The following is a 20,343-nucleotide window of genomic DNA, read 5'->3' as shown; positions in this document are numbered from 1 at the left end:
GGCTCCGGACTCACGTCCCCGCCGTGTCGTCGCTGGGGGCCGCGCGCTCCGGGGGCCGCAGCGGCAGCACGATGCTCACGGTGGTGCCCAGCTCTCCGCGCCGGCTCAGGTACTCGATGGCGCCGCCGTGCGCTCCCACGATGCGGCTCACGATGGCCAGGCCGAGGCCGGTCCCCGAGGCCTTGGTGGTGAAGAAGGGCTCGTTCGCACGAGAGCGGACGAGCGTGTCCATGCCCTCACCGGAGTCCCGCACCCGCACCCGTACGGCGGCGATGTCGCCCAGCTTCTCGGTGGCGCCCGAGACCACCAGCGAGCCGCCGCCCGGCATGGCCTGGAGCGCGTTCTCGAACACATTGATGAAGACGCGCTCGAGCAGGTCGCGGTCGCCCTCCAGCGTCTCGGGGAGCGCCTCGAGGGCCAGCTCCAGCTGCACCTGCTCGCTGCGCGGCGTGGCGCGCCTCACACGGTCGAGGGACTCTTCGATCAGTGACCGCAGCGAGATGACCTGCGCCTGCACGGACACTGGCCGCGCGTAGGCGAGCAGGTCCCCCACCAGCCGGTTCAGTCGGTCCGACTCGTCGTTCAGGATGTTCAGCAGCGTGGCCCGCACCTCGGGCGGATGGTTGGTCCTTCGCAGCGTCGCCACCGCGTTCTTGAGCACGGCGAGCGGGTTGCGCACCTCGTGGGCGATGATGGCGGAGAGCTCGCCCACCGCGGCCAGCTGCTCTTGGTGAACCAGCTCCTCCTGAATCTGCTGACGCTCTTCGTACGTGCGCTTGAGCTCGCCGGTACGCGCGGCCAGCTCGTCGCCGGTGTGCAGGAAGCGCTTCAGCAGCATCCAGCTGACCAGCACGGTCCCGAACGCCGAGGCGTGCTCGAGGAGGGTGAAGCTGCGAATGCGCAGCGTGCTGATGGCCACGTCGTGGAAGAACGCCGGCACCGTGGTGAAGCCCGCGACCGCCAGCAACCGCAGGTCCGCGCCATCGGGCGGGCGGGTGAGCGCGCGCGCCGTGGTGATCAGGCCGCACGCGCCGGTGGTGGCCGCCCAGAGCACGATCAGCGGCGAGGCTGCCACCGCCATGCCTGGAGGGACCGCCACCCACGTGGCTCGGAACGGCACGTTGTCGGCGGGGTCCACGAACACGCCGCCCAGCGTGAGCACCATGCCAGCGACACAGCTCACCCACGCGAACGTGACGACGCGGTCGCGCGGCCGACCCATGAGCTGGTGGGCGAAGGCCACGAACCCGGAGGTGGCCCCACCGATGGCGTAGAGGCGCATGTTCAAAGCGACCCCCAGCTCGGCCTCGTCCGTCGCGGCCGCCAGCAGATGGCAGCCCAGCGCGTAGAGGGCGAGGAAAGAGCTGAGCAGCGCGAACCCGAGATACTCGTCCCCACCGCGCCTTCGCATCAGCAAATAGAAGTAGGACGCCGCGATGAAAGCGTGGACGGCGGCCCAGCCCAGCGGGAGTGAGGCGTAGAGGTTCACGCGGGCGCCTCCCCCGGGCTGCTGCGGCGCCCCTCGCCCGGTGGGAGTGGAATGGCGCTCACGCGCTCGGCCGGCAGCACCAGCGTCACCCGCGTGCCGTTGCCCACCTCGCTCTGGATGCGCAGCTGCCCTCCATGGTTGGCCGCCACGCGCTCCACGATGGCGAGGCCCAGCCCTGTGCCGCGCGGACGCGTGGTGAAGAAGGGCTCCTTCGCGCGGACAGCCACCTCGGTGTCCATGCCATGGCCCGAGTCCACCACGTGCACCTCCACCGCAGACTGACCACGCAGCGTGGCCGTGCGTGTCTCGAGCCGCAGGGTGCCGCCGTCGGGCATGGCCTGGGCCGCGTTCTCCACCAGGCTGGCGAGCGCCTGCAACAGCAGCTTGGGGTCGCCCTGCACCGTGGCGGCCTGTGGGTGCACGTCCATGGTCACGTCGAAGCGCGTGTCGGCGTCGACCGCGGCGCAGGCGCGCTCTACGGCCCGCTCCAGCAGCGCGACGAGGTCCACGGGCTCGGACTGCGGCACCACCGGCCGCGCGTAGGCCAGCAGGTCGTGCATGAGCCGGTTGAGGCGGTCGGTCTCTTCGTCGAGGATGCCCAGCAGCGTGAGCCGGTCTTCGTCGCGGGTGCGCTCGCGCCGCAGCCCGGACACCGCGTTCTTGATGACGGCGATGGGGTTGCGCACCTCGTGGGCGATGACCGCCGAGAGCTCACCCACGGCGGCCAGCTGCTGACGCTGCACGAGCTGCTCCTGGATGCCCTGGAGCTCGCTGTGGCTGCGGTGCAGCTCCTCGGTGCGGTGCTGCAGCGTGCTCTCTGCGCTCGCGAAGCGGTCGAGCACGGCCGCCGTCATGGCGCCGATGGTGGCCACGCCCAGCAGCTCGGTCAGCATGAACGAGCGCACGCCCATCAGCCGGGTGGCCATGTCGTGGGACGCGACCAGCCACGTCGCGCACCAGGCCACCACCACGCGCACCAGCTCGGGGTGAGTACGTGCCGCGCGCACGAGCCGCGTGACGCCGTGCAGCGCGAGGGCCAGCGTGAGGGTGAAGTACAGCTGGCCGGGCACGGTGATGTACACGCGGGGGTAGGGGGCTGGCGGACCCGCGAGGTCCACGAGGCGCGGCAGCGGCGTGGCCGACACGAACGCGCCGAAGGCCACCAGCACCAGCCCGGCCACGTACCAGGCCAGGCGCGGCCGCATCTGCCGTGGGTCGAGCCCCAGCACCACGCTGCTGTACTCGTAGAAGCCGCCCATGATGACGATGGCGGCGGCGCCCCCAATCTGGGTGGCGAGCATCGCCAGGGTGCGTGTGTCAGCCCCCAGGATCATCGCGTTCGACAGCGCCAGCACCCCGAAGCCGGTGGACACGATGGCGAACCAGAGGTGCTCCTGCTCTCGCGCCCGGCCGCGATACAGCAGCCCGTGATAGATGGAGGCGTACGCGAAGACCGCCGCCAGCGCGACGCGCAGCGTGATGGGAGACACGGTGCCGCAGCATAGCGCCAATCCTGGGCGCAACCTGCCCGCTTCGTCGCGAACTTGCCGGGAGGGTGCAGGCATGCGCTACCCTGATGGGGTGAAGCACGATTGGTCACTGGTTCTGGGTGCGTTGGCCGTCTTGGCGACCCCCGTCCTCGCCCAGCCTCGGATCGAGGTGCGGGACACCCGCACCACGGGCGAGTACGCCGGCGTGGCCCCGGAGAACCAACACAACCCCCCCCGTCATGGCGCCGTGCAGCGCTCGCAGGCAGGCACCCTCATCACGTGGCCCGGGTTCCAGATGCGGGCCGATGGCGGCTCGCGCTTCTTTCTGCAGGTGAGCCACCCGCCCCAGACCGAGCTGGTGCGCACCGAGGGGCGCTTCGAGCTCTTGGTGCGTGGCACCAGCACGCACGTGCGCAACACGCGCCGTCCGCTCGAGACGCGCTTCTTCAACACGCCCGTCACGCGCGCCCGCATCGAGCGTCGCTCGCGGGACCTGGCCTTCGTGTTCGATCTGCGCGCCGACGTGACCCCCACGGTGAGCCAGCAGGCGGGGGCCAACGGCTATCACTTCGTGATCGTGGACTTCCCCGCCGGCACCTACGTGGAGGGTCCAGCGGCCCCGCCGCCGCCGCCCGTCCGCGGCGCCGCCTATCCGCGGGATGAGCCCGTCGAGCACCTCGCCCCGGAGTCCGAGCACACCGACGTGGACACCGGGACGCAGGCGCTTCCCCCGCCCGGCATGCGCGACGAAGAGCGCCCGCCCGGCATGTGAACGCGCCTGCGGCCTCAGGTGCGCGCGGCGAACTGGTCGGCGGCGTCGTCGAGGCGCACCCACGGGTAGCCCATGGCTCGCACCTCTCGGATGGCCGCCCGCAGCGCGGCCTCTTTCTGCGCCAGCGGCGCGCGCAGGTCCGGCTGGTGCGGCAGCAGCCACTCGAGCCCGTCGGCCTCGGCGTCGGCGAGGTCGATGCCGTGCAGCTCCAGGTTGATGAGCGGCCGGCCCAGCATGGCGCGCGAGAGCGCTCGGGCCACCGTGGGCCCGCCCAGCACCAGGCTGGTCCCGATGTACGGCAGCTGCCCGCTCAGGCGGCTGGTCACCCCGATGGGCAGCTCCAAGAGCCCGTGCCCCCGGCGGCGATACGGACGCGCCACGCGGTACGGGTCGGCCGACGCCAGCAGCACGCGCGGGTCGTCCAGCACGCTGCGGCTCTGCCGCCCGCGCACGCGCATGGCGCCCATGGCCAGGGCCTTGGCGCTGTAGTAGGCCGGGCAGGGGAACACGCTCGAGTCGTAGCGGTAGCCCAGCTTCACCAGCTTCTCCACCACCAGGTCGCTCAGCGTGTAGCCCGGGGCCCGAAAGCCGTGTGGTGCAAAGCCCGTGGCCTGTGTGATGGCGGCGTGCGCGTCGGCGATGTCGGCCTCCACCTCGGCCGGCGCCCCACGCGAGAAGTCGTAGAGGTGCTGGAACGTGTGGTTGCCCAGCTCGTGGCCCGCCTCCACCAGCCCACGCAACCGCTGAGCGTTGTCCCCCGTGGCCACGTCCCGCCCGATGACGAAGAACGTGGCGCGCAGCCCCTCCTCCTCGAACAGGCGCACCAGGCGGGGCAGGGCGCGCGTGTAGATGGCGCGCTGCGATGCCTCGAGCCGCGCGCGCGCGTCTGGGTCAGCGCTGCCCAGCAGGCCGTGGATGGCCGCGTAGCAAGGCACCTCGTCGAGGTCCACGCTCACGGCAGCCACCCCGCCGCGCGGCTTCCCGAAGCCCATCATGGCGCGTCCCCGCGTGCCTGCATGCGGTCAGCCCCGGATGCGGATGGCGATGAACAGGCGCGCCAGGTTCTTGAGCACGTTGGGCACACGACGCGACAGCCCGATGCTGGGCGGGCGCTTCTCGAGCACGCGCACCGGGATCTCCAGCATGCGCACGCCGCCCCGCTCCGCGCGGATGACCAGCTCGCTGGCGAAGAGGTCCTTGTCCACCAAGCAGGCGTTGGCGACGTCCACCACGGACGCCCGGCGAAACGCCTTGAGGCCGTGCGTGTCCGTGCCGCGGAAGCCCAGCGCCACGCGCAGCATGCCGTTGATGACCACGGTGCCCAGCCGGCGGAACAGCGGACGCTCGTCGCTGGCGCCGGCCATGACCTTGCTGCCCACCACGAAGTCCGCCTGGCCCGTCTCGAGGGCCTCGAGCGCGCGCCGGTAGAAGTCCGTGTCGCACAGGTCGATCTCGTCGCAGATCACGAACTCGCCGCGCGCCGCGAGGATGCCGCGCCGCAGGGCGAGGCCGTAGTTGGGGGCCCCCACGCTGGCGATGCTCACTTGGGGGAAGCGCTTGGCCAGCTCTTCGCCCACGGCCACGGTGCGGTCGGTGCTGCCGTTCTCGGCGAGGCACAGCTCGTAGGTCCAGTCGAACTCACGCAGGCGGTCGATCAGGTCCACCACCGCGGTCTGCAGGATGGCCTCTTCGTTGTAGACCGGGATGATGATGGAGACGCGAGGGGTCGGAGCGGTCGTCATGGGCGCCCGGCACTCTTCCGCACCCTCGCGCGTGGGTCAACCTCTTCGCCGGCCCGTTCGGGTACTATTCACCGAGATGTCCCGCCCGCCCCGCATGCGGCCCACGTTCGAGCTGCCTCTCAGCCCCGCCCCCGACGAGGTCCTCTCGGCGCTGCGGTGCGTCATGGATGGGGACCGACGCGGCATCGGGGGCCTGGTGTTCCGGCGCACCGCCGTGCTCTGGCTCACGCGGGAGCGGCGGCGCTTCTACTCGCCGTGCCTGCACGTTCACTTCGGCACCACGGACGGCGGCGAGCCCAGGCTGCTGGGGCGCTTTGCGCCGCACCCCAACGTGTGGACGGGCTTCATGGCCGGCTATGGGGTGCTCACCATGGTGGCGCTGCTCTCACTGGTCTACGGCTACGTGCAGTGGTCGCTCGGTCACGCCCCCTGGGCGGCGCTGGGCTGCCCGGCCGCGCTCGCGCTGATGGGCTTCGAGTACGGCGCCGCGTTCATCGGGCAGGGCCTGGGCGCCGAGCAGATGTACACGCTGCGCAGCTTGCTGGACGGTGCGCTCGACGCGGCCGAGGCCAGCAAGCTGCAGCCCCCGCTGGACAGCGCGGCCGAGGTCTCGCTGGCCCGCGATCTAGGCCTCTAACCTGCCGTGGCTGACGGCGGGGGTCCGCAGCGCGGCACCCCGTGCAGGTTCACCCCTCCGTAGCGCATGCTCATGCTCGTGCGCCGGCTGGCGATGCGCATGGCGGTGCGAATGAGCCGCGAGCGCGTGGAGTACACCAGCTGCGGGCCGCCTCCCTGCCCGAACAGGATCCGTACCGCGATCAGGCCCCGGCGGTGGCAGGCGCGCCCACGCAGGTCGAAGATGGAGCCCGCGGCACGGATATCCGTGCCGCTGATGGCCTCCCGGCCATCCATGTGGAGGTTCGCATACACGGAGTCCAGCATGACGTTGGTCGCCCGCTCACCCCGGCGGCGCCGGGCCGGATCGTGATCGATGCTCACCCCGGCCGTGGACACGTGCAGGCCGAGCGGGCTCCCCATCCGCACCGTCACGGCGGCGTCCTCCACCAGCACGCGGTCCATTCGAAAGCGAACCCCCTTGCCCGCCGCTCGGTCTCGCTCCGTGCTGCCGGTCGCCGCGAAGGCGTCCGCCAGCGACGTGGAGTTCTCCACACCCCGTGTCACGAGCAGCGTGACGCCCTTGGCGGTCGCGTGGTCGAAGTGCACCGTGCCGTCGAGGAGAGACGCCAACACCAAGTGCACGCGCGCCTCCTCCACGGTCACCACGGAGACCCCGCGCGGGTCGGCGAAGGTCAGCCCCCGCACCCGCGCGTGGCTGAAGCTCAGCTCCACCAGCTCCTCGACGCGCATGCTCCCGTCGATGGCCTGGCTGACTTGCTCCGTGAGCAGCTGTCGGATCTTGTCGCGACCCCACACGGTCTGCATGGACACCGCGATCCCGAGCAGGAGGACGGACAGCAGCAGGGTCAGAACCAGCACCACCCATCCGAGGCGGCGAAGCCACACGCGGAAGCGGGGGGAGGACGTCATCTCTACGAGTAGCACGCGCGCAGCCCACATGTAGGGATTGTTGTGTCCAGGCGGGCTTGCCGTCGTTCGCGCCCGCCCGAGGGTTGCGCTATGAGGTCGCCACCATGAGTACGCTGCGCTCGGTCAAAGGCATGAACGACATCCTCCCCGATGAGGTCACCGCGTGGCGGCACCTCGAGGAGACGTTCCGCGCCATCGCCACCGCGCACGGCTATGGCGAGGTGCGCACGCCCATCGTGGAGCCCAACGCGCTGTTCGTGCGCTCCATCGGCGACACCACCGACATCGTCGAGAAGGAGATGTACACCTTCGAGGACCAGGGCGAGAAGCTGCTCTCCCTGCGCCCCGAGGGCACCGCGTCGGCCGTGCGGGCGTTCGTGCAGCACTCGGTGCACGCCCAGAGCCCCATCACGAAGTGGTTCTACATCGGGCCCATGTACCGCCGCGAGCGGCCCGCCAAGGGGCGCCTGCGTCAGTTCCACCAGATGGGTATGGAGGTCTACGGCGACCCGGGCCCGTTCGTGGACGCCGAGATGATCGACATGGCGGTCAGCTTCCTGGCCGCGCTCGGCATCGTGGAGGTGGAGGTGCTGGTGAACTCGCTCGGCGGGGCCAACAGCCGCGCTGCGTTCCGCGAGGCGCTGCTCACGTTCCTCGAGCCCAAGCGCACGGAGCTGTGCGCGGACTGCCAGCGCCGCATGGAGAAGAACCCGCTGCGCGTGCTGGACTGCAAGGTGCCCACCTGCGCGGCCATCGCGGCGGGGGCCCCGTCGCTGCTGGACTACCTGGACGAGGCCGACCAGGAACACTTCGCCGGGCTCAAGGGTGCGCTCGACGCGCTGGGCACGCCTTACCGCGTGGACCCGTCGGTGGTGCGCGGCCTCGACTACTACACGCGCACCATCTTCGAGGTGAAGGGCCTCGGCGGCGATCTCGGCGCCCAGAACACGCTGCTGGGCGGCGGCCGCTACGACGGCATGGTCAAGAGCATGGGCGGCCCGGACGTGCCGGCCCTCGGCCTCGGCATCGGCATCGAGCGCCTGCTGCTGGCCATGCCCGAGAAGCCCTCGGCGCAGGCACCGGACGCGTTCATCGTGGCGCTGCGCCCGGAGCAGCGCACGGCAGCGCTCTTGCTGGGCAAGCAGCTGCGCGCAGCGGGCCTGCGGGTGGAGAACGACCTGCGCGGCCAGTCGCTCAAGAGCCAGATGCGCCGCTCCGACTCGCTTGGGTCCCGCTTCGCGCTGGTGCTGGGCGAGAGCGAGGTGGCCGCTGGCACGGTGCAGGTGAAGGACCTGCGCGCGTCCACGCAGGTGGAACTCCCGGTCGGCGAGGTGGCGGCGGCCATTCAAGCGGCGCTGCGCGGCTGACGCGCGGCGATGAGCGAGATACCTCCCTGCGGAGGAGGAGCATCGACGGAACCCTCCTCGGTCTGGCATCGTCCGCCGACGTATGACCCTCTTGGTGCACACCCGCGCACAGAACCAGTGGATCGCCAGCTGGCACAACGTGATGCTCTTGAGCTTCTCGTCCACGGCGCTGACGACGAACCTCATCGACGGCGAGCGCGTGTCCTACAAGCTGCTCGAGAAGTATCCCCGCTACGCGACGATCTCGGTGGTCGACAGCAACAGCCGAGTGCCCGACGCCGACATGCGGCGGTTGTCCTCGGAGTCCCTGACTCGCACGGCGCGTCATCAGATTGGCATGGCCACGGTGCTGGAGGGGGACGGCTTCTGACTGGCTGCCTCCCGCTCGGCCCTGGCGGGGCTCCTCTTGGTGGTGAGGAACCCGCTGCCCCACAAGGTCTTTGCGACCACCGCCGAGGCCGCTGCCTGGATGGTCCCGCAGCTCGGCGTGCCCGGCGCCAACGCCGAGGACCTGGTGCGCTCGTTCGGCGCCATGCGCGGCGAGCAGCTCGCCCTAGCGCGCGAGAAGAGCCAGACGGTCTGAGCCTCAGCCCCCCGCGGCGCTCAGCTGCGTGGCCTGCTCTTCGTACTTGGACGGGCAGCGCGGGATGATCTGGTCCGCCAGGAACGTGCCGCGCTCGTCCACGCGGCCCTCGACCACCACCTGGATGTCGTAGTCGTCGCGGAAGGTGTCGGGCACCACGCAGCGTGGGAACTCCACCGGCATCTCGTGCCCGTCGCGCTCGATGGTGAAGCGCCACTCGCACGGAGACTCGCGGAACTGGATGGAGCCGTGGCGCAGGTCGCCCTCCACGCGGATGCGGCGGTCGCCCTGCGCGCCGGCCAGCGCCTCGCTCACGGTGACCGAATACGTGGCCACCTCGGAGGCCTGGCTGAACGCCAGCACCAGCATGGCGGCCCCCAGCAGGCCGAACACGGCGATGATCTTGGCGCCGGAGCCGAGGCCGCGCGGCTTGCTGGCCGCCTGGGGGGACGAGCCCGCCGACGGAGGCACGGGCGCAGGGCTGGTGGGCTCGGGGGCGCTCTCGAGGTCGCTCTGGTCGTGGCCGCTCATCTCCCCGGAGTATGGGGTCGCCCGGCACACGATGCCAGCCTCGTTCCGCGACGGCTGCCACGACGGGGTGTCCACGTTGTCGTTGTCGTCGTCGTGGGCGTTGTCGGCGACGGCGACGGCGACGGCGACGAACCAAAGGACGTCGCACACGGGCGGACGTGGCACCCCTGTTGCGGCCGCAGTTCGTCGCCGTCGCCGTCGCCGTCAACGACCAGGACAACGACCACGATGGAGATCGGAATCCACCGCCTCACAACGAAAAACGCCGGCCCAAAGGGACCGGCGCTTCCGTGCTTTTCCGCGGGGACCCGAAGGCCCACCCGGCAGGCTTCAGATCTTGTCCTGGAGCATGTACGCGATGACGAGCGCGTAGATGACCAGCGACTCGATGAGCGCCAGGCCGAGGATCATCGGCGTGAAGAGCTTGTCGGAGGCGTTGGGGTTACGCGCGATGCCCTCGAGCGCGGCCGCAGCGGCCTTGCCCTGGCCGAGCGCGCCACCGAAGGCCGCGATGCCGATGGAGGCACCCGCGGCGTACGCGAGCGCGGAGTTGTCAGCGCCGCCAGCTGCGTCCTGCGCGAACGCCGTCGCCGTGACGAAGAGGGGGGTGAGCAGGGAAACGAGTCGAAGTGCGGTCTTCTTCATGGGAGTGCCTCCTAAGCTTTCTTTGAAAGCAGAATCTGTGTGTTGGGGTTGGGAGAGAGAAATCAGTGGTCGTGCGCGATGGCCATGGAGATGTAGACCGTGGACAACAAGCAGAAGACCATGGTCTGAACCACCACGACGATGCAGCCGAGGAAGTAGAGGGGGAGCGGGATCGGGATGAGCCAGTGCCCGAGCGTCAGGAAGATGCCGAGCACGAGGTGGTCGGCCGTCATGTTCGCCATGAGGCGGACGGCGAGGGTGATCGGGCGCGCGACGTGGCTGATGAGCTCGATGGGGAGCATCAGCGGCGCCAGCGGCAGGAAGGGCCCGAGGAAGTGCTTGAAGTACCCGAGCCCGTTCTCCTTCACGCCGAAGATGTGCGTGGCGAAGAAGATCACCAGGGCCATGGCCATGGTGGTGTTCAGGTTGGAGGTGGGCGGCTGGAAGCCGGGCACCAGGCCGAACACGTTCGAGAAGAAGATCATGAACGCGCAGGTGCCGATGAGCGGCAGGAAGAACTTGGCGGCCTTCTTGCCCAACATGTCCACGAGCGTGCCGTAGACCTTGCCGGCGAAGCCCTCGATCAGGGTGCGCAGCGAGAACTGACCGTCGGGGAGGATGGCGGCCTGCGTGTCGGCCACCTTGGCGCGGACCAACAGCCCCACCACAGCCAGCAGGATGATGAGGAAGATCCAGTGCAGGATGTGCTGGATGGAGACGTCGCCGTGGGCAATCCACGTGGGGCCGTGGCTGGCCTGAGCATCACTCAGCCAGTGGGCGTACCCGGGAAGCAAGCTGAACCACGATTCACCGTGAGGCATCGCTCAGATCTCCTCGCCGGGTGCGTCGGCCGCGGGCTGCGCGGACGCCGTCTCGGCGCTGAACAAGATGGAGGCGGTCAGGATGCCCAAGACCAGGGCACCGAAGCCGATCATGAAGCCGAGCGGGTCGACGTGGAGGCGGCGGATCGCGATGAACGCGACCACCCCGGTCAGCCCGAGCTTCAAACAGAGCAAGAGGGTGATGCCGGCCCGCTGTTCCACCCGGGCGTCCACCAGCTTGCTGAGGCTGATGCGCAGGAGGAACCAGTTGGCGACGGCGACGGCGGACCCCACCAGGGCCCCGATGCCCGTGGGAACGCCGATGGCCGCGAACGACAGCACCACCAGCACGGCTGCGAAGCCGAGCGTGGTCTTGGTGGTCGTGCGGAGCAGGGAGTTCATGGGTTCTTCGGGGGCTTCTTCTTCGCGAAGTGGGTGGCCGGGGCTGGGGCCGGCCCGACAGCGGGCTTCGATCTCATGGGAGGCCGCGGCGGCTGTGGGGGAGCGGAGGGGGGGAGGGGGTCGGTGCCCGGCTCGGTGGTCCCGAGCTGCTGTTTCACCTTGCGAGCGACCCTGTAGAGGCTTCTGAAGGCGGCGGCAAGACCTGCGAAGAGTCCGAGCAGCTCGAAGACCGAGTTGGTCCCGAACTTCTCATCCAACCACTTGCCCCCCATCACGCCCACGATGACCGACACCGCCATCTCGATTCCGATGGTGGAGACCTCACCGAGGGCCTTCAGCTGCTTCCGGCCTTCTGGACCAAGAAACATCGAGGGCACGTCGCACCGTTCCTTTCAAAGCCACGCTGGCACGGGACCCCGTGCAAACGCGGCCGGCATCTAGCACGCACCCTAGGTAGGGTCAAGGATGGCCGGCGGGCAGACGCAATGGCGCAAGTCGCCTGATTCGTGGGGACTTCGGGGTTGACCGGGTCGCGGCACGGGGCCCACGCTGCGACCCATGACCGACGCGAACTCCAAGGCCCTCTTCGCTGCCGCGCAGCTCCGCATCCCCGGCGGCGTGAACTCGCCCGTGCGGGCCTTCGGTTCCGTGGGGGGCGAGCCCGTCTTCATCCAGCGGGCCAAGGGGCCCCATCTCTACGGCGCGGACGGCAGCGCCTACATCGACTACGTCGGGTCCTGGGGGCCCATGATCCTCGGCCATGCGCAGCCGGACGTGGTGCGGGCCATCCAAGAGGCGGCCACCCTGGGCTGCAGCTACGGCGCCCCTACGGCGGGCGAAACGGACATGGCCGAGGCGATCGCGGATGCCTTCCCGTCCATGGAGATGAGCCGCCTGGTGTCGAGCGGCACCGAAGCCACCATGGGCGCGCTGCGGGTGGCTCGAGGGTTCACCGGGCGCGACCTGATCGTGAAGTGCGTGGGCGCCTACCACGGCGGCGCCGACTACCTCTTGGTGAAGGCCGGCAGCGGCCTGGCCACGCTCGGGGAGCCGGACAGCGGCGGTGTGCCGGCGGCCATCGCCGCCACCACGCGCCTCGTGGAGTACAACGATGTCGCGGGCTTGCAGGCGCTGTTCGCCGCCGAGGGAGCCCAGATCGCGGCGGTCATCATCGAGCCCGTGGCTGGCAACATGGGCTGCGTGCCGCCCGATCCGGCTTGGCTGAAAGCCCTGCGCGAGGTCACCTATCAGTACGGAGCGCTGCTCATCTTCGACGAGGTCATGACAGGCTTCCGCGTGGCCCGTGGCGGTGCGCAGGCGCTCTATGGGATCATCCCCGACCTGACCTGCCTCGGAAAGATCGTGGGCGGTGGCCTGCCTGTCGGTGCCTATGGCGGGCGTCGCGAAATCATGTCCAAGATCGCTCCCCTCGGGCCCGTGTATCAGGCAGGCACCCTGAGCGGAAACCCGCTGGCGGTCGCTGCGGGGCTCACCACGCTCGGCTTGCTGCGCCGGCCCGGTTTCTATGAAGGCCTCGAGGCCTCGAGCGCCGCCCTCGCCGACGGGTTGGCCAGCGCGGCCGCTCTGGCTGGGGTGGCGGTGGTGGTCCAGCGCGTCGGGTCCATGCTGACCGTCTTCTTCACCGACGCGCCGGTGCGGGACTGGCCGAGCGCGGCGCGCTGCAGCCGGGGCACCTTCGCCGTGTGGCACGCGGCGCTCTTGGCGAACGGGATCTACTGGCCCCCGAGCCAGTTCGAGGCGGCGTTCGTGTCGGCCGCGCATGACGACGAGACGCTGAGCGCCACCCTCGCCGCGGCCCAGATCGCCTTCGCCGCTGCGCGTGCCCACAGCGACGCGGAATGAGGTAGCCTCTCCCGATGGCCCCCGAGCACGACGTCACCCCGCTTGCCCGCCGCTGCGAACGCCTCGCGGACGATCTCCTCATCATCGCCAGCGAATCTCCGGCGCTCGAAGCGCCGCCGCAGGTGGTGGCGCTCTACGGAAAGCTGCGTGAAGCCGTGGCAGAGCGCACCGGTGAAGCCCCACTCTTCGCGGTGCCGCGCTTCGGCGCTGGCGGTGGCGGGACCTATGGCGAGCTCGCGCTGTTCGCCGGGCAGCTGGCCGAGGTGTCGGCGACGCACGCTCCCGCCTGAACCGCGAATATTCCACCGTTCGGGGCGGTTGAAGGGGCCGTCGGGAGCGTGCTAGTACCGCGCCCCGCCTTCCGGCTTGCTCTCTCCTCGTCTTCTTAGGGTGATTCCATGAGTATCGACGTCCGCGCCATCAACGACATGGTCCAGCGCGAGAGCGCCTTCACCGACGCGCTCCTCCACGAGGTCAAGAAGGTCATCGTGGGGCAGGAGGAGATGGTCCAGCGCGTGCTCATCGGCTTGCTCACCGGCGGCCACGTGCTGCTCGAGGGTGTGCCGGGCCTCGCCAAGACGCTCACCGTCAACACCATCTGCAAGACCGTCGCGGCCGAGTTCTCGCGCATCCAGTTCACGCCCGACCTGCTGCCGGCGGACGTGGTGGGCACCGTGCTCTACAACCAGAAGAGCGGCGAGTTCACGGCGAAGAAGGGCCCCATCTTCGCGAACCTGGTGCTGGCCGACGAGATCAACCGCGCGCCCGCCAAGGTGCAGAGCGCGCTGCTCGAGGCCATGCAGGAGAAGCAGGTCACCATCGGTGACACCACCTACAAGCTGCCCGAGCCGTTCATGGTCATGGCCACGCAGAACCCGGTGGAGCAGGAGGGCACCTATCCGCTCGCCGAGGCGCAGGTGGACCGCTTCATGATGCACGTGCGCGTGGGCTACCCCACGGCCGAGCAGGAGCGGGTCATCATGGAGCGCATCGCGCACTACACCCTCGAGGGGCCGAAGGTGGGGGACGGGCGACCCAATGCCATGGAGGTCCAGCGGGTCGCATCCACCGAGCAGCTCATCGAAGCGCGCCGCTGCATCGGCCACGTCTACATGGACGACAAGATCAAGGACTACATCATCGCGGTGGTGGGCGCGACGCGTAACCCCGCGGCGGCCGGCCTCAAGGACCTGCGCGACATGATCGCCCACGGTGGCAGCCCGCGCGCCAGCATCTGGCTCAACATAGCGGCGCGCGCGCACGCGTTCGTGAACCACCGCGGCTACGTCACCCCCGAGGACATCAAGGCCATCGGGCCCGACGTGCTGCGTCACCGCATCATCCGCACCTACGAGGCCGAAGCCGAGGAGATCACGAGCGACGACATCGTGCGCCGGATCTTCGAGGCGGTGGAGGTCCCTTGACATGATCTCGCGCGAGCTCGTCAAGAAGCTCCGGAAGATCGAGATCCACACCGCGCGTCTCGCCAACGATCAGCTCGCGGGCAGCTACCACTCCGTCTTCAAGGGCCGCGGCATGGCGTTCAGCGAGGTGCGCCAGTACCAAGCCGGCGACGATGTGCGCTTCATCGACTGGAACGTCAGCGCGCGCATGAACGACGCGTACGTGAAGATGTTCACCGAGGAGCGCGAGATGACCGTGATGCTCCTGGTGGACCTCTCGGCCTCCGAGAAGTTCGGCACCGTGGGCAAGCCCAAGATCGAGACCGTGGCGGAGATCGCGGCGCTGCTGGCGTTCAGCGCCATCAAGAACAACGACCGCGTGGGGCTCATCCTGTTCACCGACCGGGTCGAGCGCTTCGTGCCGCCCAAGAAGGGGCGCGGCCACGTCATGCGCGTGGTCACCGAGATTTTGAACGCTTCGCCGCAGGGCACGGGCACCAACCTGGCGGGCGCGCTCGACATGTTGGGCGGGCTGCGCAAGCGGCGCTCGGTGGCGTTCCTGCTCAGCGACTTCATCGCCGACGGCTACGAGAAGCAGCTGCGCGTGGCGGCCAAGCGGCACGACCTGATCCCCGTGCAGGTGGTGGACCCGCGCGAAGAGAACCTGCCCGACGTGGGCCTCGCCCTGGTGGAAGACCTCGAGACCGGCGAGCTGGTGGAGGTGGACACGGGTGACCCGCGTGTGCGCCAGGCCTTTGCGCACGAGGTGCTGCGGCAGCGGGCGCTGCGCGAGCGGCTGTTCCGCAAGCTGCGCGTGGACCACCTCACGGTGCACACCGATGAAGACTACGTGCGGCCCATCGCCGAGTTCTTCCGCTTCCGCCAGAAGCGCATGATGGGGTTCCGATGACGCGCTTCGGGGCGGCGCTCACTGGGGTGCTCACGGTGGTGGCGCTGGCCGCGCCGCTGCATCGCGTGGGTGCGCAGCCGCCTCCACCGCCGCAGCCGGTCCCCACGCCCATCGCCCCGCCCACGCCCACACCCATCGCGCCGCCCACGGTGCCGCCCATGCCCACGCCGGCTCCGGCGCTGCAGCCTCCTCTGGCGGGGCCCACCGACGCGGGTGTGCCCATGGATGCAGGGGTGGCCACCGATGCTGGCCCCGACGCGCTGGCCGACGCGGGGGCCCGCAGCCCACAGCTGACCCCGCTCCCCGAGGAGCACCGGCCGCGCCTCGAGATCAGCGTGGAGCCGCGCGAAGGTCTCAGCACCGGCGACGTGACCACCCTGCGCCTCACGGTGCACGGCGCGCCGGGCAGCGACATCACGCTGCCGGAGGACCAGAACTTCGGGGAGCCCACCAGCAGCGTCACACCCGCGCCCATCGAGCTGCTGGACTCGCGCGTGCGCGTTACGGTGCGCCCCGACCAAGGGCAGGACTTCCACTTCGAGCTGGACCTCTTGCTGCTGGAGCCTGGCGAGCACGTGGTGGGTCCGCTGCGCGTGCGCGTGCTCACGGCCGACGGCCAGGTCGGCGTGGTGGAGGCCGAGGCCCAGCGCATCACGGTGGCGTCGGTGCTGGGCAACGAGCCCGACGCGCAGCCTTTTCCGCCCACCACCCCGGTGAGCGTCATGGAGGACGACGACCGGCCCTACTACGTCATGGCCGCGCTGGGCGTGCTGCTGGTGGGGCTCTTGCTGGGCTATTTGCTGCGCCGCTACCTGCAGAAGCGCGCGCAGGCGCCCAAGCCCGCGCCCCCTCCGCTGCCGCCGTGGGAGGTGGCCGCCGGTGAGCTGGCGTGGCTGGCGCAAACACGCCGCAAGCACATCGAAGAGGGCCAGTGGGACGCCTGGGTGGACAAGCTCAGCGACGTGCTGCGCGGGTACCTGGGCGCGCGCTACGAGTTCGACGGGCTCGAGAGCACCTCCGTGGAGATCCTGGCGCAGCTGCGCCAGCGCAAGACCGACCCGCGCCTGGTGAAGCGCGTGGAAGAGCTGTTGGACGCGTGCGACCTGGTGAAGTTCGCCAACTCGCCTGCGGGCGACGAAGAGACCGACCAGATGCTGGCCTCGGCGCTCACGATGGTGCGCGAGACGCGGCCGCTGGTGGGGGCGTCCCCCATGCCCGGTGAGCTGGTGGCTCAGGCAGCCATCCCCATCCCCGACACACGCGTGGGGCCCTCGCGCTTCCGTGGGCCGGTGCCCAAGCCGGTGCCGGACCCCAACGTGAACCCGGACGCGCGCTGGATGCCCAAGATGGATCCCGAGCCCGTCGCGGAGGCAATCCTCGCACCCGAGGACGAGATCCTGCCCGTGCCGAAGCCCATCGTGGCGGCCGTCATCCCGGCGACGCGCGTGGGTGACCTCGACAAGACGCTCATGGAGCCGTCGCCGTTCGGCGCTGCGCGGTCTGCCGAGCCCGCGCCCTCTGCCGATGCTTCGGACTCCACCGACACGGTCGAAGCCGCGAGCTCCGAGGGCTCTGTGCCCACGCTGCCCGGCTTCGCCGATGACGAGGCCATGGAGCTGGCGCGCAAGGCCCGCGAGGCCAGCAAGCCCGGGGGTGACTCGTGATCCCCTGGGTGCGCCGCGCCATGCCCGCGCTCTGGGTGTTCTTTCTGGGCGTCCCCACGCTGTGGGTCACGGCGTACTTGGTGGAGGGCGTCTACGGCGTCCCGCTGCGCGCCGACAGCTTCCGCTTCGAGCGACCGTGGGCGGGGCTCTTGCTCTTCGCCGTGCCGCTGGTGTGGCTCGCGCGGGTGTGGCTGCTCAAGACCGCCGCGCCGCGCCTGCTGGTGAGCCGCGGCCGCACGCTCGGGCAGGTGCGTCCTGGCTGGCGCGTGTGGGTCAAGGACCTGCCGCTCGGGCTGCGCGTCACCGCGCTGTGGCTCACCGGGGTGGCGCTCATGGGGCCGCAGAGCATGCACGCGCGCGACCGCACCGAGGTGGACGGCATCGACATCGTGCTGGTCATGGACATGTCGCTGTCCATGCAGGCGGCGGACATCCAGCCCAACCGCTTCGAGGCCACCAAGGTGGTGGTGCGTGACTTCGTGCGGCGGCGTCCGAACGACCGCATCGGCGCGGTGGTGTTCGGGCGCGATGCCTTCACGCTCATGCCGCTGACTACCGACAAAGAGGCGCTCCAGACGGTCATCAGCGAGCTGCAGCTGGAGCTCATCGAGGGTCGCGGCACGGCCATCGGAAACGCCATCGGCACGGGCCTCAACCGCCTGCGGCCCAGCCGCGCGCGCAGCAAGGTCATCATCCTGCTCACCGACGGAGACAGCAACGCGGGCAACGTCTCGCCCGAGCAGGCCGCCGAGCTGGCCGCCACCATGGAGGTCAAGATCTTCACGGTGCTGATGGGCGTGAGCGACGACGCGCCGGTGGCGCAGGGCGTGGACCTCACCCGCCGCACCATCTTCGGAATGCAGAACCAGCCCGTGAACCCGGAGCTGCTGCAGCGCATCGCCGCGCGCACGGGCGGCGTGCACTACAACGCAGGCGACCGCGGCGCGCTCGAGCGCACGTTCCACAACATCCTCGACCAGCTGGAGCGCAGCGAGATCGAGGACCTGGGGCAGGTGTACGGCGAGCTGTACCCCGCGTTCGTCTGGCCCGCGCTGCTGCTGCTGTTGCTGGAGGCCGTGTTCGGCGCGCTGGTGCTGCGGAGGTGGCCATGACGTGGCACTCGTCCGTGGTCTTGTGGTTCATGCTGGCCGTGCTGGTCACGGTGGGCGTGCTGCTGGCCGGCTGGCAGCTGCGTGAGCGCGCGCTGCGCCGCTTTGGCCAGCCGGATGCGCTCCGCTCGTTGCGGGTGGGGCGCTCGGGTCCGCTGCGCGCAGCGCGCGCGGTGCTCCTGGTGCTGGGGTTGGTGCTGGTGGTCATGGCGCTGGCCGGGCCGCAGTACGGCAGCCGCACGCGTGTCTTGCGGCAACGCGGCATCGACGTGGTGGTGGCGCTCGACTTCAGCAAGAGCATGCTGGCGCGCGACGTGAGCCCCAACCGCAGCGAGCGCGCCAAGGTGGAGATCACGCGCTTCATCGAAGAGCTGGGCGGCGACCGGGTGGGGGTGGTGGCCTTCGCGGGCGAGACCATGCAGTTCCCGCTCACCACCGACTATGCGGCGGTGCAGCTCTTCTTGCGTGACCTCACGCCGCTCGACATGCCCGTGGGTGGCACCGCCATCGGGCGCGCGCTGGTGTCCGCCGGGCGCTTGCTGGAGCGCAGCAGCCGTGCGCCCGAGGGCGTGACCGAGGCCGAGTGGACCGACACCCGGCCCGCGCGCGTCGTGGTGCTGATGACCGACGGCGAGGACCACGAGGGCGAGCCCGTGCAGGCGGCGCGCGACCTGGCCGCCGCGGGCGTGAAGATCTTCGTGGTGGGCATCGGCTCCCGCACCGGCGAGCCCATCCCCACCTACAGCGAGGACGGCACCTGGACGGGCTACATGCGCGACAACGACGGCAACGTGGTGACCACCGCGCTCACCGCCGAGAACGAAGTGCAGCTGCAGGCCATCGCGGAGGCCACCGGCGGGCGCTACCTGCGCGCCGAGGCCGGGGGCGTGGGCGTGGACCAGGTGGCCCGCGAGATACGCACCCTCCAGCAGGGTGAGCGCGAGTCGCGGCGCGTGACCGTGCACGAGAACCGCTACGCGCTGGCGCTGTTGCCTGCCTTCCTGCTGCTGGTGTTGGAGGGGCTGCTGCCGGAGGCGTGGCTGCTGCGTCGCCGCCGGCGGCTAGCGCCCGCGAAGGATGAGCGAAAGGCTACGCGGTCATGAAAGCGGTCTTCGCGTTCTTGGTGGTGGCATCCGCTTCGATGTTCGGCGGCTGGGACCCGTTTCATCGCCCCAACCCCAACGTGGAAGAGGGCAACGCGCGCATGGCGGCCGAGAACTACGACGGCGCGCTCGAGGCGTATGACCGCGCGGCGCGCGAGCTGCCGTCGGCGCCCGGGGTGCACCTGAACCGCGGCATCGCGTACTTGCACAAGGGCGACCGCGAGCGGGCGCGCGAGGCGTTGTTGCTGGCCATCGCGCCGGAGACGCCCCCCGCCCTGCTGGCGGACGTGCGCTACAACTTGGGGCTGTCGTTCCACCAGGATGGCGAGGCCGCCGCTGCCGAGGACGACCACCCCACGGCGCAGACGGCCTTCCGCGCGGCGGTGGACGAGTACCGCCGCTCGCTGCGCGCGCGCCCGTCGGATCCGAACACCGCCTGGAACCTGGAGCTGGCCCTGCGCCGCCTCAACGAAGAGCGCGAGGAGCAGGAGCAGCAAGAGCAGCAGGAGCAGCAGGAACAAGAGCAGCAAGATCAACAGGACCAGCAGGATCAGCAGGATCAGCAGGATCAGCAGGACCCAAGATCCGCAGGACCAGCAGGACCCCCAAGATCAGCAGGATCAGCAGGACCCTCAGGACTCCCAGGATCAGCAGGACCAGCAAGAGGGTCAGGACGGGCAGGACGAGCCCAGTCAGCCCGAACAGGGCGACGACCCGCAGGACCCGCAGGGGTCCGGCGAGCAGGACGAGCCGCAGGATTCGCAGGACGACGGCACCGGTCAGCCCATGCCGACGCAGGCAGAGCGCATGCTGGATGCCTTGCAAGACGGCGAGCAGAGCCTCGAGCGCATGCGTGCCGCCCAGCGCGGCCAGCGTGAGAACCGCCGCGTGGAGCAAGACT

The 20,343-nt window shown here is 70.2% G+C and carries 22 protein-coding genes and 1 pseudogene; 13 read left to right on the top strand and 10 right to left on the bottom strand.

Annotated elements, in window-relative coordinates; genetic code table 11:
- Positions 1–10 precede the first annotated feature (10 nt).
- Together IPI43_20275 and IPI43_20270 are read right to left on the bottom strand one after the other, a co-directional pair.
- On the bottom strand, positions 11–1,489 hold the full coding sequence (locus tag IPI43_20275) for a hypothetical protein (protein ID MBK7776440.1): 1,479 nt from the start codon (positions 1,487–1,489) through the stop codon (positions 11–13).
- A complete protein-coding gene (locus IPI43_20270; GenBank protein MBK7776439.1) occupies positions 1,486–2,979 on the bottom strand; it encodes a hypothetical protein in 1,494 nt (497 codons plus the stop codon). The genes IPI43_20275 and IPI43_20270 overlap by 4 nt, the downstream gene beginning before the upstream one ends.
- 73 nt (positions 2,980–3,052) lie before the next feature.
- On the opposite strand from IPI43_20270, the gene IPI43_20265 reads away from it, so the two are divergent.
- Positions 3,053–3,751: a hypothetical protein gene (locus IPI43_20265; GenBank protein ID MBK7776438.1), complete on the top strand. Its 699-nt coding sequence runs from the start codon at positions 3,053–3,055 to the stop codon at positions 3,749–3,751.
- Between the two features lie 14 nt (positions 3,752–3,765).
- On the opposite strand, the gene IPI43_20260 is transcribed toward IPI43_20265, so the two are convergent.
- Positions 3,766–4,743 carry a polysaccharide deacetylase family protein gene (locus IPI43_20260; protein ID MBK7776437.1) on the bottom strand — a complete coding sequence of 326 codons (978 nt, stop codon included), beginning with the start codon at positions 4,741–4,743 and terminating at the stop codon, positions 3,766–3,768.
- Between the two features lie 30 nt (positions 4,744–4,773).
- Positions 4,774–5,493 carry a glycosyltransferase gene (locus IPI43_20255; GenBank protein MBK7776436.1) on the bottom strand — a complete coding sequence of 240 codons (720 nt, stop codon included), beginning with the start codon at positions 5,491–5,493 and terminating at the stop codon, positions 4,774–4,776.
- Positions 5,494–5,569: 76 nt separating this feature from the next.
- Between IPI43_20255 and IPI43_20250 the strand changes: the two genes are divergently transcribed.
- Entirely contained in the window at positions 5,570–6,130 is a 561-nt protein-coding gene (locus tag IPI43_20250; protein ID MBK7776435.1) for a hypothetical protein, read from the top strand.
- On the opposite strand, the gene IPI43_20245 is transcribed toward IPI43_20250, so the two are convergent.
- Positions 6,127–7,041 (bottom strand): hypothetical protein, encoded by a 915-nt coding sequence (locus tag IPI43_20245; protein ID MBK7776434.1) that lies wholly within the window; start codon positions 7,039–7,041, stop codon positions 6,127–6,129. The genes IPI43_20250 and IPI43_20245 overlap by 4 nt on opposite strands.
- Before the next feature lie 104 nt (positions 7,042–7,145).
- Here IPI43_20245 and IPI43_20240 point away from each other — a divergent pair, with 104 nt between their 5' ends.
- From IPI43_20240 to IPI43_20230, 3 genes are all read left to right on the top strand, one after another.
- Positions 7,146–8,408, top strand: coding sequence for a histidine--tRNA ligase (locus tag IPI43_20240; GenBank protein ID MBK7776433.1), 1,263 nt, complete (start codon positions 7,146–7,148; stop codon positions 8,406–8,408).
- A gap of 94 nt (positions 8,409–8,502) precedes the next feature.
- On the top strand, positions 8,503–8,778 hold the full coding sequence (locus IPI43_20235) for a hypothetical protein (protein ID MBK7776432.1): 276 nt from the start codon (positions 8,503–8,505) through the stop codon (positions 8,776–8,778).
- 42 nt (positions 8,779–8,820) lie between these two features.
- Positions 8,821–8,991 carry a hypothetical protein gene (locus IPI43_20230; protein MBK7776431.1) on the top strand — a complete coding sequence of 57 codons (171 nt, stop codon included), beginning with the start codon at positions 8,821–8,823 and terminating at the stop codon, positions 8,989–8,991.
- Between the two features lie 3 nt (positions 8,992–8,994).
- Here the strand turns inward: IPI43_20230 and IPI43_20225 are convergent, their stop codons facing one another.
- The 5 genes and pseudogenes from IPI43_20225 to IPI43_20205 form a co-directional block, all read right to left on the bottom strand.
- Positions 8,995–9,672, bottom strand: coding sequence for a cytochrome c maturation protein CcmE (locus tag IPI43_20225; protein MBK7776430.1), 678 nt, complete (start codon positions 9,670–9,672; stop codon positions 8,995–8,997).
- A gap of 180 nt (positions 9,673–9,852) precedes the next feature.
- A complete protein-coding gene (gene atpE, locus IPI43_20220; GenBank protein MBK7776429.1) occupies positions 9,853–10,167 on the bottom strand; it encodes an ATP synthase F0 subunit C in 315 nt (104 codons plus the stop codon).
- Between the two features lie 62 nt (positions 10,168–10,229).
- Positions 10,230–10,988: a F0F1 ATP synthase subunit A gene (atpB, locus tag IPI43_20215; GenBank protein ID MBK7776428.1), complete on the bottom strand. Its 759-nt coding sequence runs from the start codon at positions 10,986–10,988 to the stop codon at positions 10,230–10,232.
- A gap of 3 nt (positions 10,989–10,991) precedes the next feature.
- Positions 10,992–11,390 (bottom strand): ATP synthase subunit I, encoded by a 399-nt coding sequence (locus tag IPI43_20210; protein MBK7776427.1) that lies wholly within the window; start codon positions 11,388–11,390, stop codon positions 10,992–10,994.
- Between the two features lie 164 nt (positions 11,391–11,554).
- A pseudogene (locus tag IPI43_20205) lies at positions 11,555–11,758 on the bottom strand (AtpZ/AtpI family protein).
- Positions 11,759–11,948: 190 nt separating this feature from the next.
- Here IPI43_20205 and hemL point away from each other — a divergent pair.
- The 8 genes from hemL to IPI43_20165 all read left to right on the top strand — a co-directional run bounded on the left by hemL (position 11,949) and on the right by IPI43_20165 (position 20,320).
- Complete coding sequence (gene hemL, locus IPI43_20200; GenBank protein ID MBK7776426.1) at positions 11,949–13,253, top strand: glutamate-1-semialdehyde 2,1-aminomutase; 1,305 nt, start codon at positions 11,949–11,951, stop codon at positions 13,251–13,253.
- A gap of 14 nt (positions 13,254–13,267) precedes the next feature.
- Complete coding sequence (locus IPI43_20195) at positions 13,268–13,543, top strand: hypothetical protein (protein ID MBK7776425.1); 276 nt, start codon at positions 13,268–13,270, stop codon at positions 13,541–13,543.
- Between the two features lie 108 nt (positions 13,544–13,651).
- A complete protein-coding gene (locus IPI43_20190; protein ID MBK7776424.1) occupies positions 13,652–14,677 on the top strand; it encodes a MoxR family ATPase in 1,026 nt (341 codons plus the stop codon).
- 1 nt (position 14,678) lies between these two features.
- The gene (locus tag IPI43_20185) at positions 14,679–15,566 is read left to right on the top strand and encodes a DUF58 domain-containing protein (protein MBK7776423.1); all 888 of its coding nucleotides are present in this window, start codon (positions 14,679–14,681) and stop codon (positions 15,564–15,566) included.
- Entirely contained in the window at positions 15,563–17,230 is a 1,668-nt protein-coding gene (locus IPI43_20180) for a hypothetical protein (GenBank protein MBK7776422.1), read from the top strand. Before IPI43_20185 ends, IPI43_20180 begins: the two co-directional genes overlap by 4 nt.
- Positions 17,227–18,342, top strand: coding sequence for a VWA domain-containing protein (locus tag IPI43_20175; GenBank protein MBK7776421.1), 1,116 nt, complete (start codon positions 17,227–17,229; stop codon positions 18,340–18,342). Before IPI43_20180 ends, IPI43_20175 begins: the two co-directional genes overlap by 4 nt.
- Complete coding sequence (locus IPI43_20170) at positions 18,339–19,442, top strand: VWA domain-containing protein (GenBank protein MBK7776420.1); 1,104 nt, start codon at positions 18,339–18,341, stop codon at positions 19,440–19,442. The genes IPI43_20175 and IPI43_20170 overlap by 4 nt, the downstream gene beginning before the upstream one ends.
- Positions 19,439–20,320 carry a tetratricopeptide repeat protein gene (locus tag IPI43_20165; GenBank protein ID MBK7776419.1) on the top strand — a complete coding sequence of 294 codons (882 nt, stop codon included), beginning with the start codon at positions 19,439–19,441 and terminating at the stop codon, positions 20,318–20,320. Before IPI43_20170 ends, IPI43_20165 begins: the two co-directional genes overlap by 4 nt.
- Positions 20,321–20,343 lie beyond the last annotated feature (23 nt).

The organism is Sandaracinaceae bacterium (genome assembly GCA_016706685.1).
Taxonomy (GTDB): Bacteria; Myxococcota_A; Polyangia; order Polyangiales; family Houyiibacteriaceae; genus JADJJE01.
Note: the sequence above shows the minus strand (reverse complement) of the source record. Positions and strands in the feature narration are given on the sequence as shown.

Coding starts and splice junctions, on each gene's coding strand:
- IPI43_20180 (MBK7776422.1), top strand. CDS start 15,563: ATGACGCGCTTCGGGGCGGCGCTCACTGGGGTGCTCACGGTGGTGGCG.
- IPI43_20165 (MBK7776419.1), top strand. CDS start 19,439: ATGAAAGCGGTCTTCGCGTTCTTGGTGGTGGCATCCGCTTCGATGTTC.
- IPI43_20265 (MBK7776438.1), top strand. CDS start 3,053: ATGCGCTACCCTGATGGGGTGAAGCACGATTGGTCACTGGTTCTGGGT.
- hemL (MBK7776426.1), top strand. CDS start 11,949: ATGACCGACGCGAACTCCAAGGCCCTCTTCGCTGCCGCGCAGCTCCGC.
- IPI43_20250 (MBK7776435.1), top strand. CDS start 5,570: ATGTCCCGCCCGCCCCGCATGCGGCCCACGTTCGAGCTGCCTCTCAGC.
- IPI43_20195 (MBK7776425.1), top strand. CDS start 13,268: ATGGCCCCCGAGCACGACGTCACCCCGCTTGCCCGCCGCTGCGAACGC.
- IPI43_20245 (MBK7776434.1), bottom strand. CDS start 7,041: ATGACGTCCTCCCCCCGCTTCCGCGTGTGGCTTCGCCGCCTCGGATGG.
- IPI43_20260 (MBK7776437.1), bottom strand. CDS start 4,743: ATGGGCTTCGGGAAGCCGCGCGGCGGGGTGGCTGCCGTGAGCGTGGAC.
- IPI43_20255 (MBK7776436.1), bottom strand. CDS start 5,493: ATGACGACCGCTCCGACCCCTCGCGTCTCCATCATCATCCCGGTCTAC.
- IPI43_20210 (MBK7776427.1), bottom strand. CDS start 11,390: ATGAACTCCCTGCTCCGCACGACCACCAAGACCACGCTCGGCTTCGCA.
- IPI43_20170 (MBK7776420.1), top strand. CDS start 18,339: ATGACGTGGCACTCGTCCGTGGTCTTGTGGTTCATGCTGGCCGTGCTG.
- atpB (MBK7776428.1), bottom strand. CDS start 10,988: ATGCCTCACGGTGAATCGTGGTTCAGCTTGCTTCCCGGGTACGCCCAC.
- IPI43_20190 (MBK7776424.1), top strand. CDS start 13,652: ATGAGTATCGACGTCCGCGCCATCAACGACATGGTCCAGCGCGAGAGC.
- atpE (MBK7776429.1), bottom strand. CDS start 10,167: ATGAAGAAGACCGCACTTCGACTCGTTTCCCTGCTCACCCCCCTCTTC.
- IPI43_20185 (MBK7776423.1), top strand. CDS start 14,679: ATGATCTCGCGCGAGCTCGTCAAGAAGCTCCGGAAGATCGAGATCCAC.
- IPI43_20240 (MBK7776433.1), top strand. CDS start 7,146: ATGAGTACGCTGCGCTCGGTCAAAGGCATGAACGACATCCTCCCCGAT.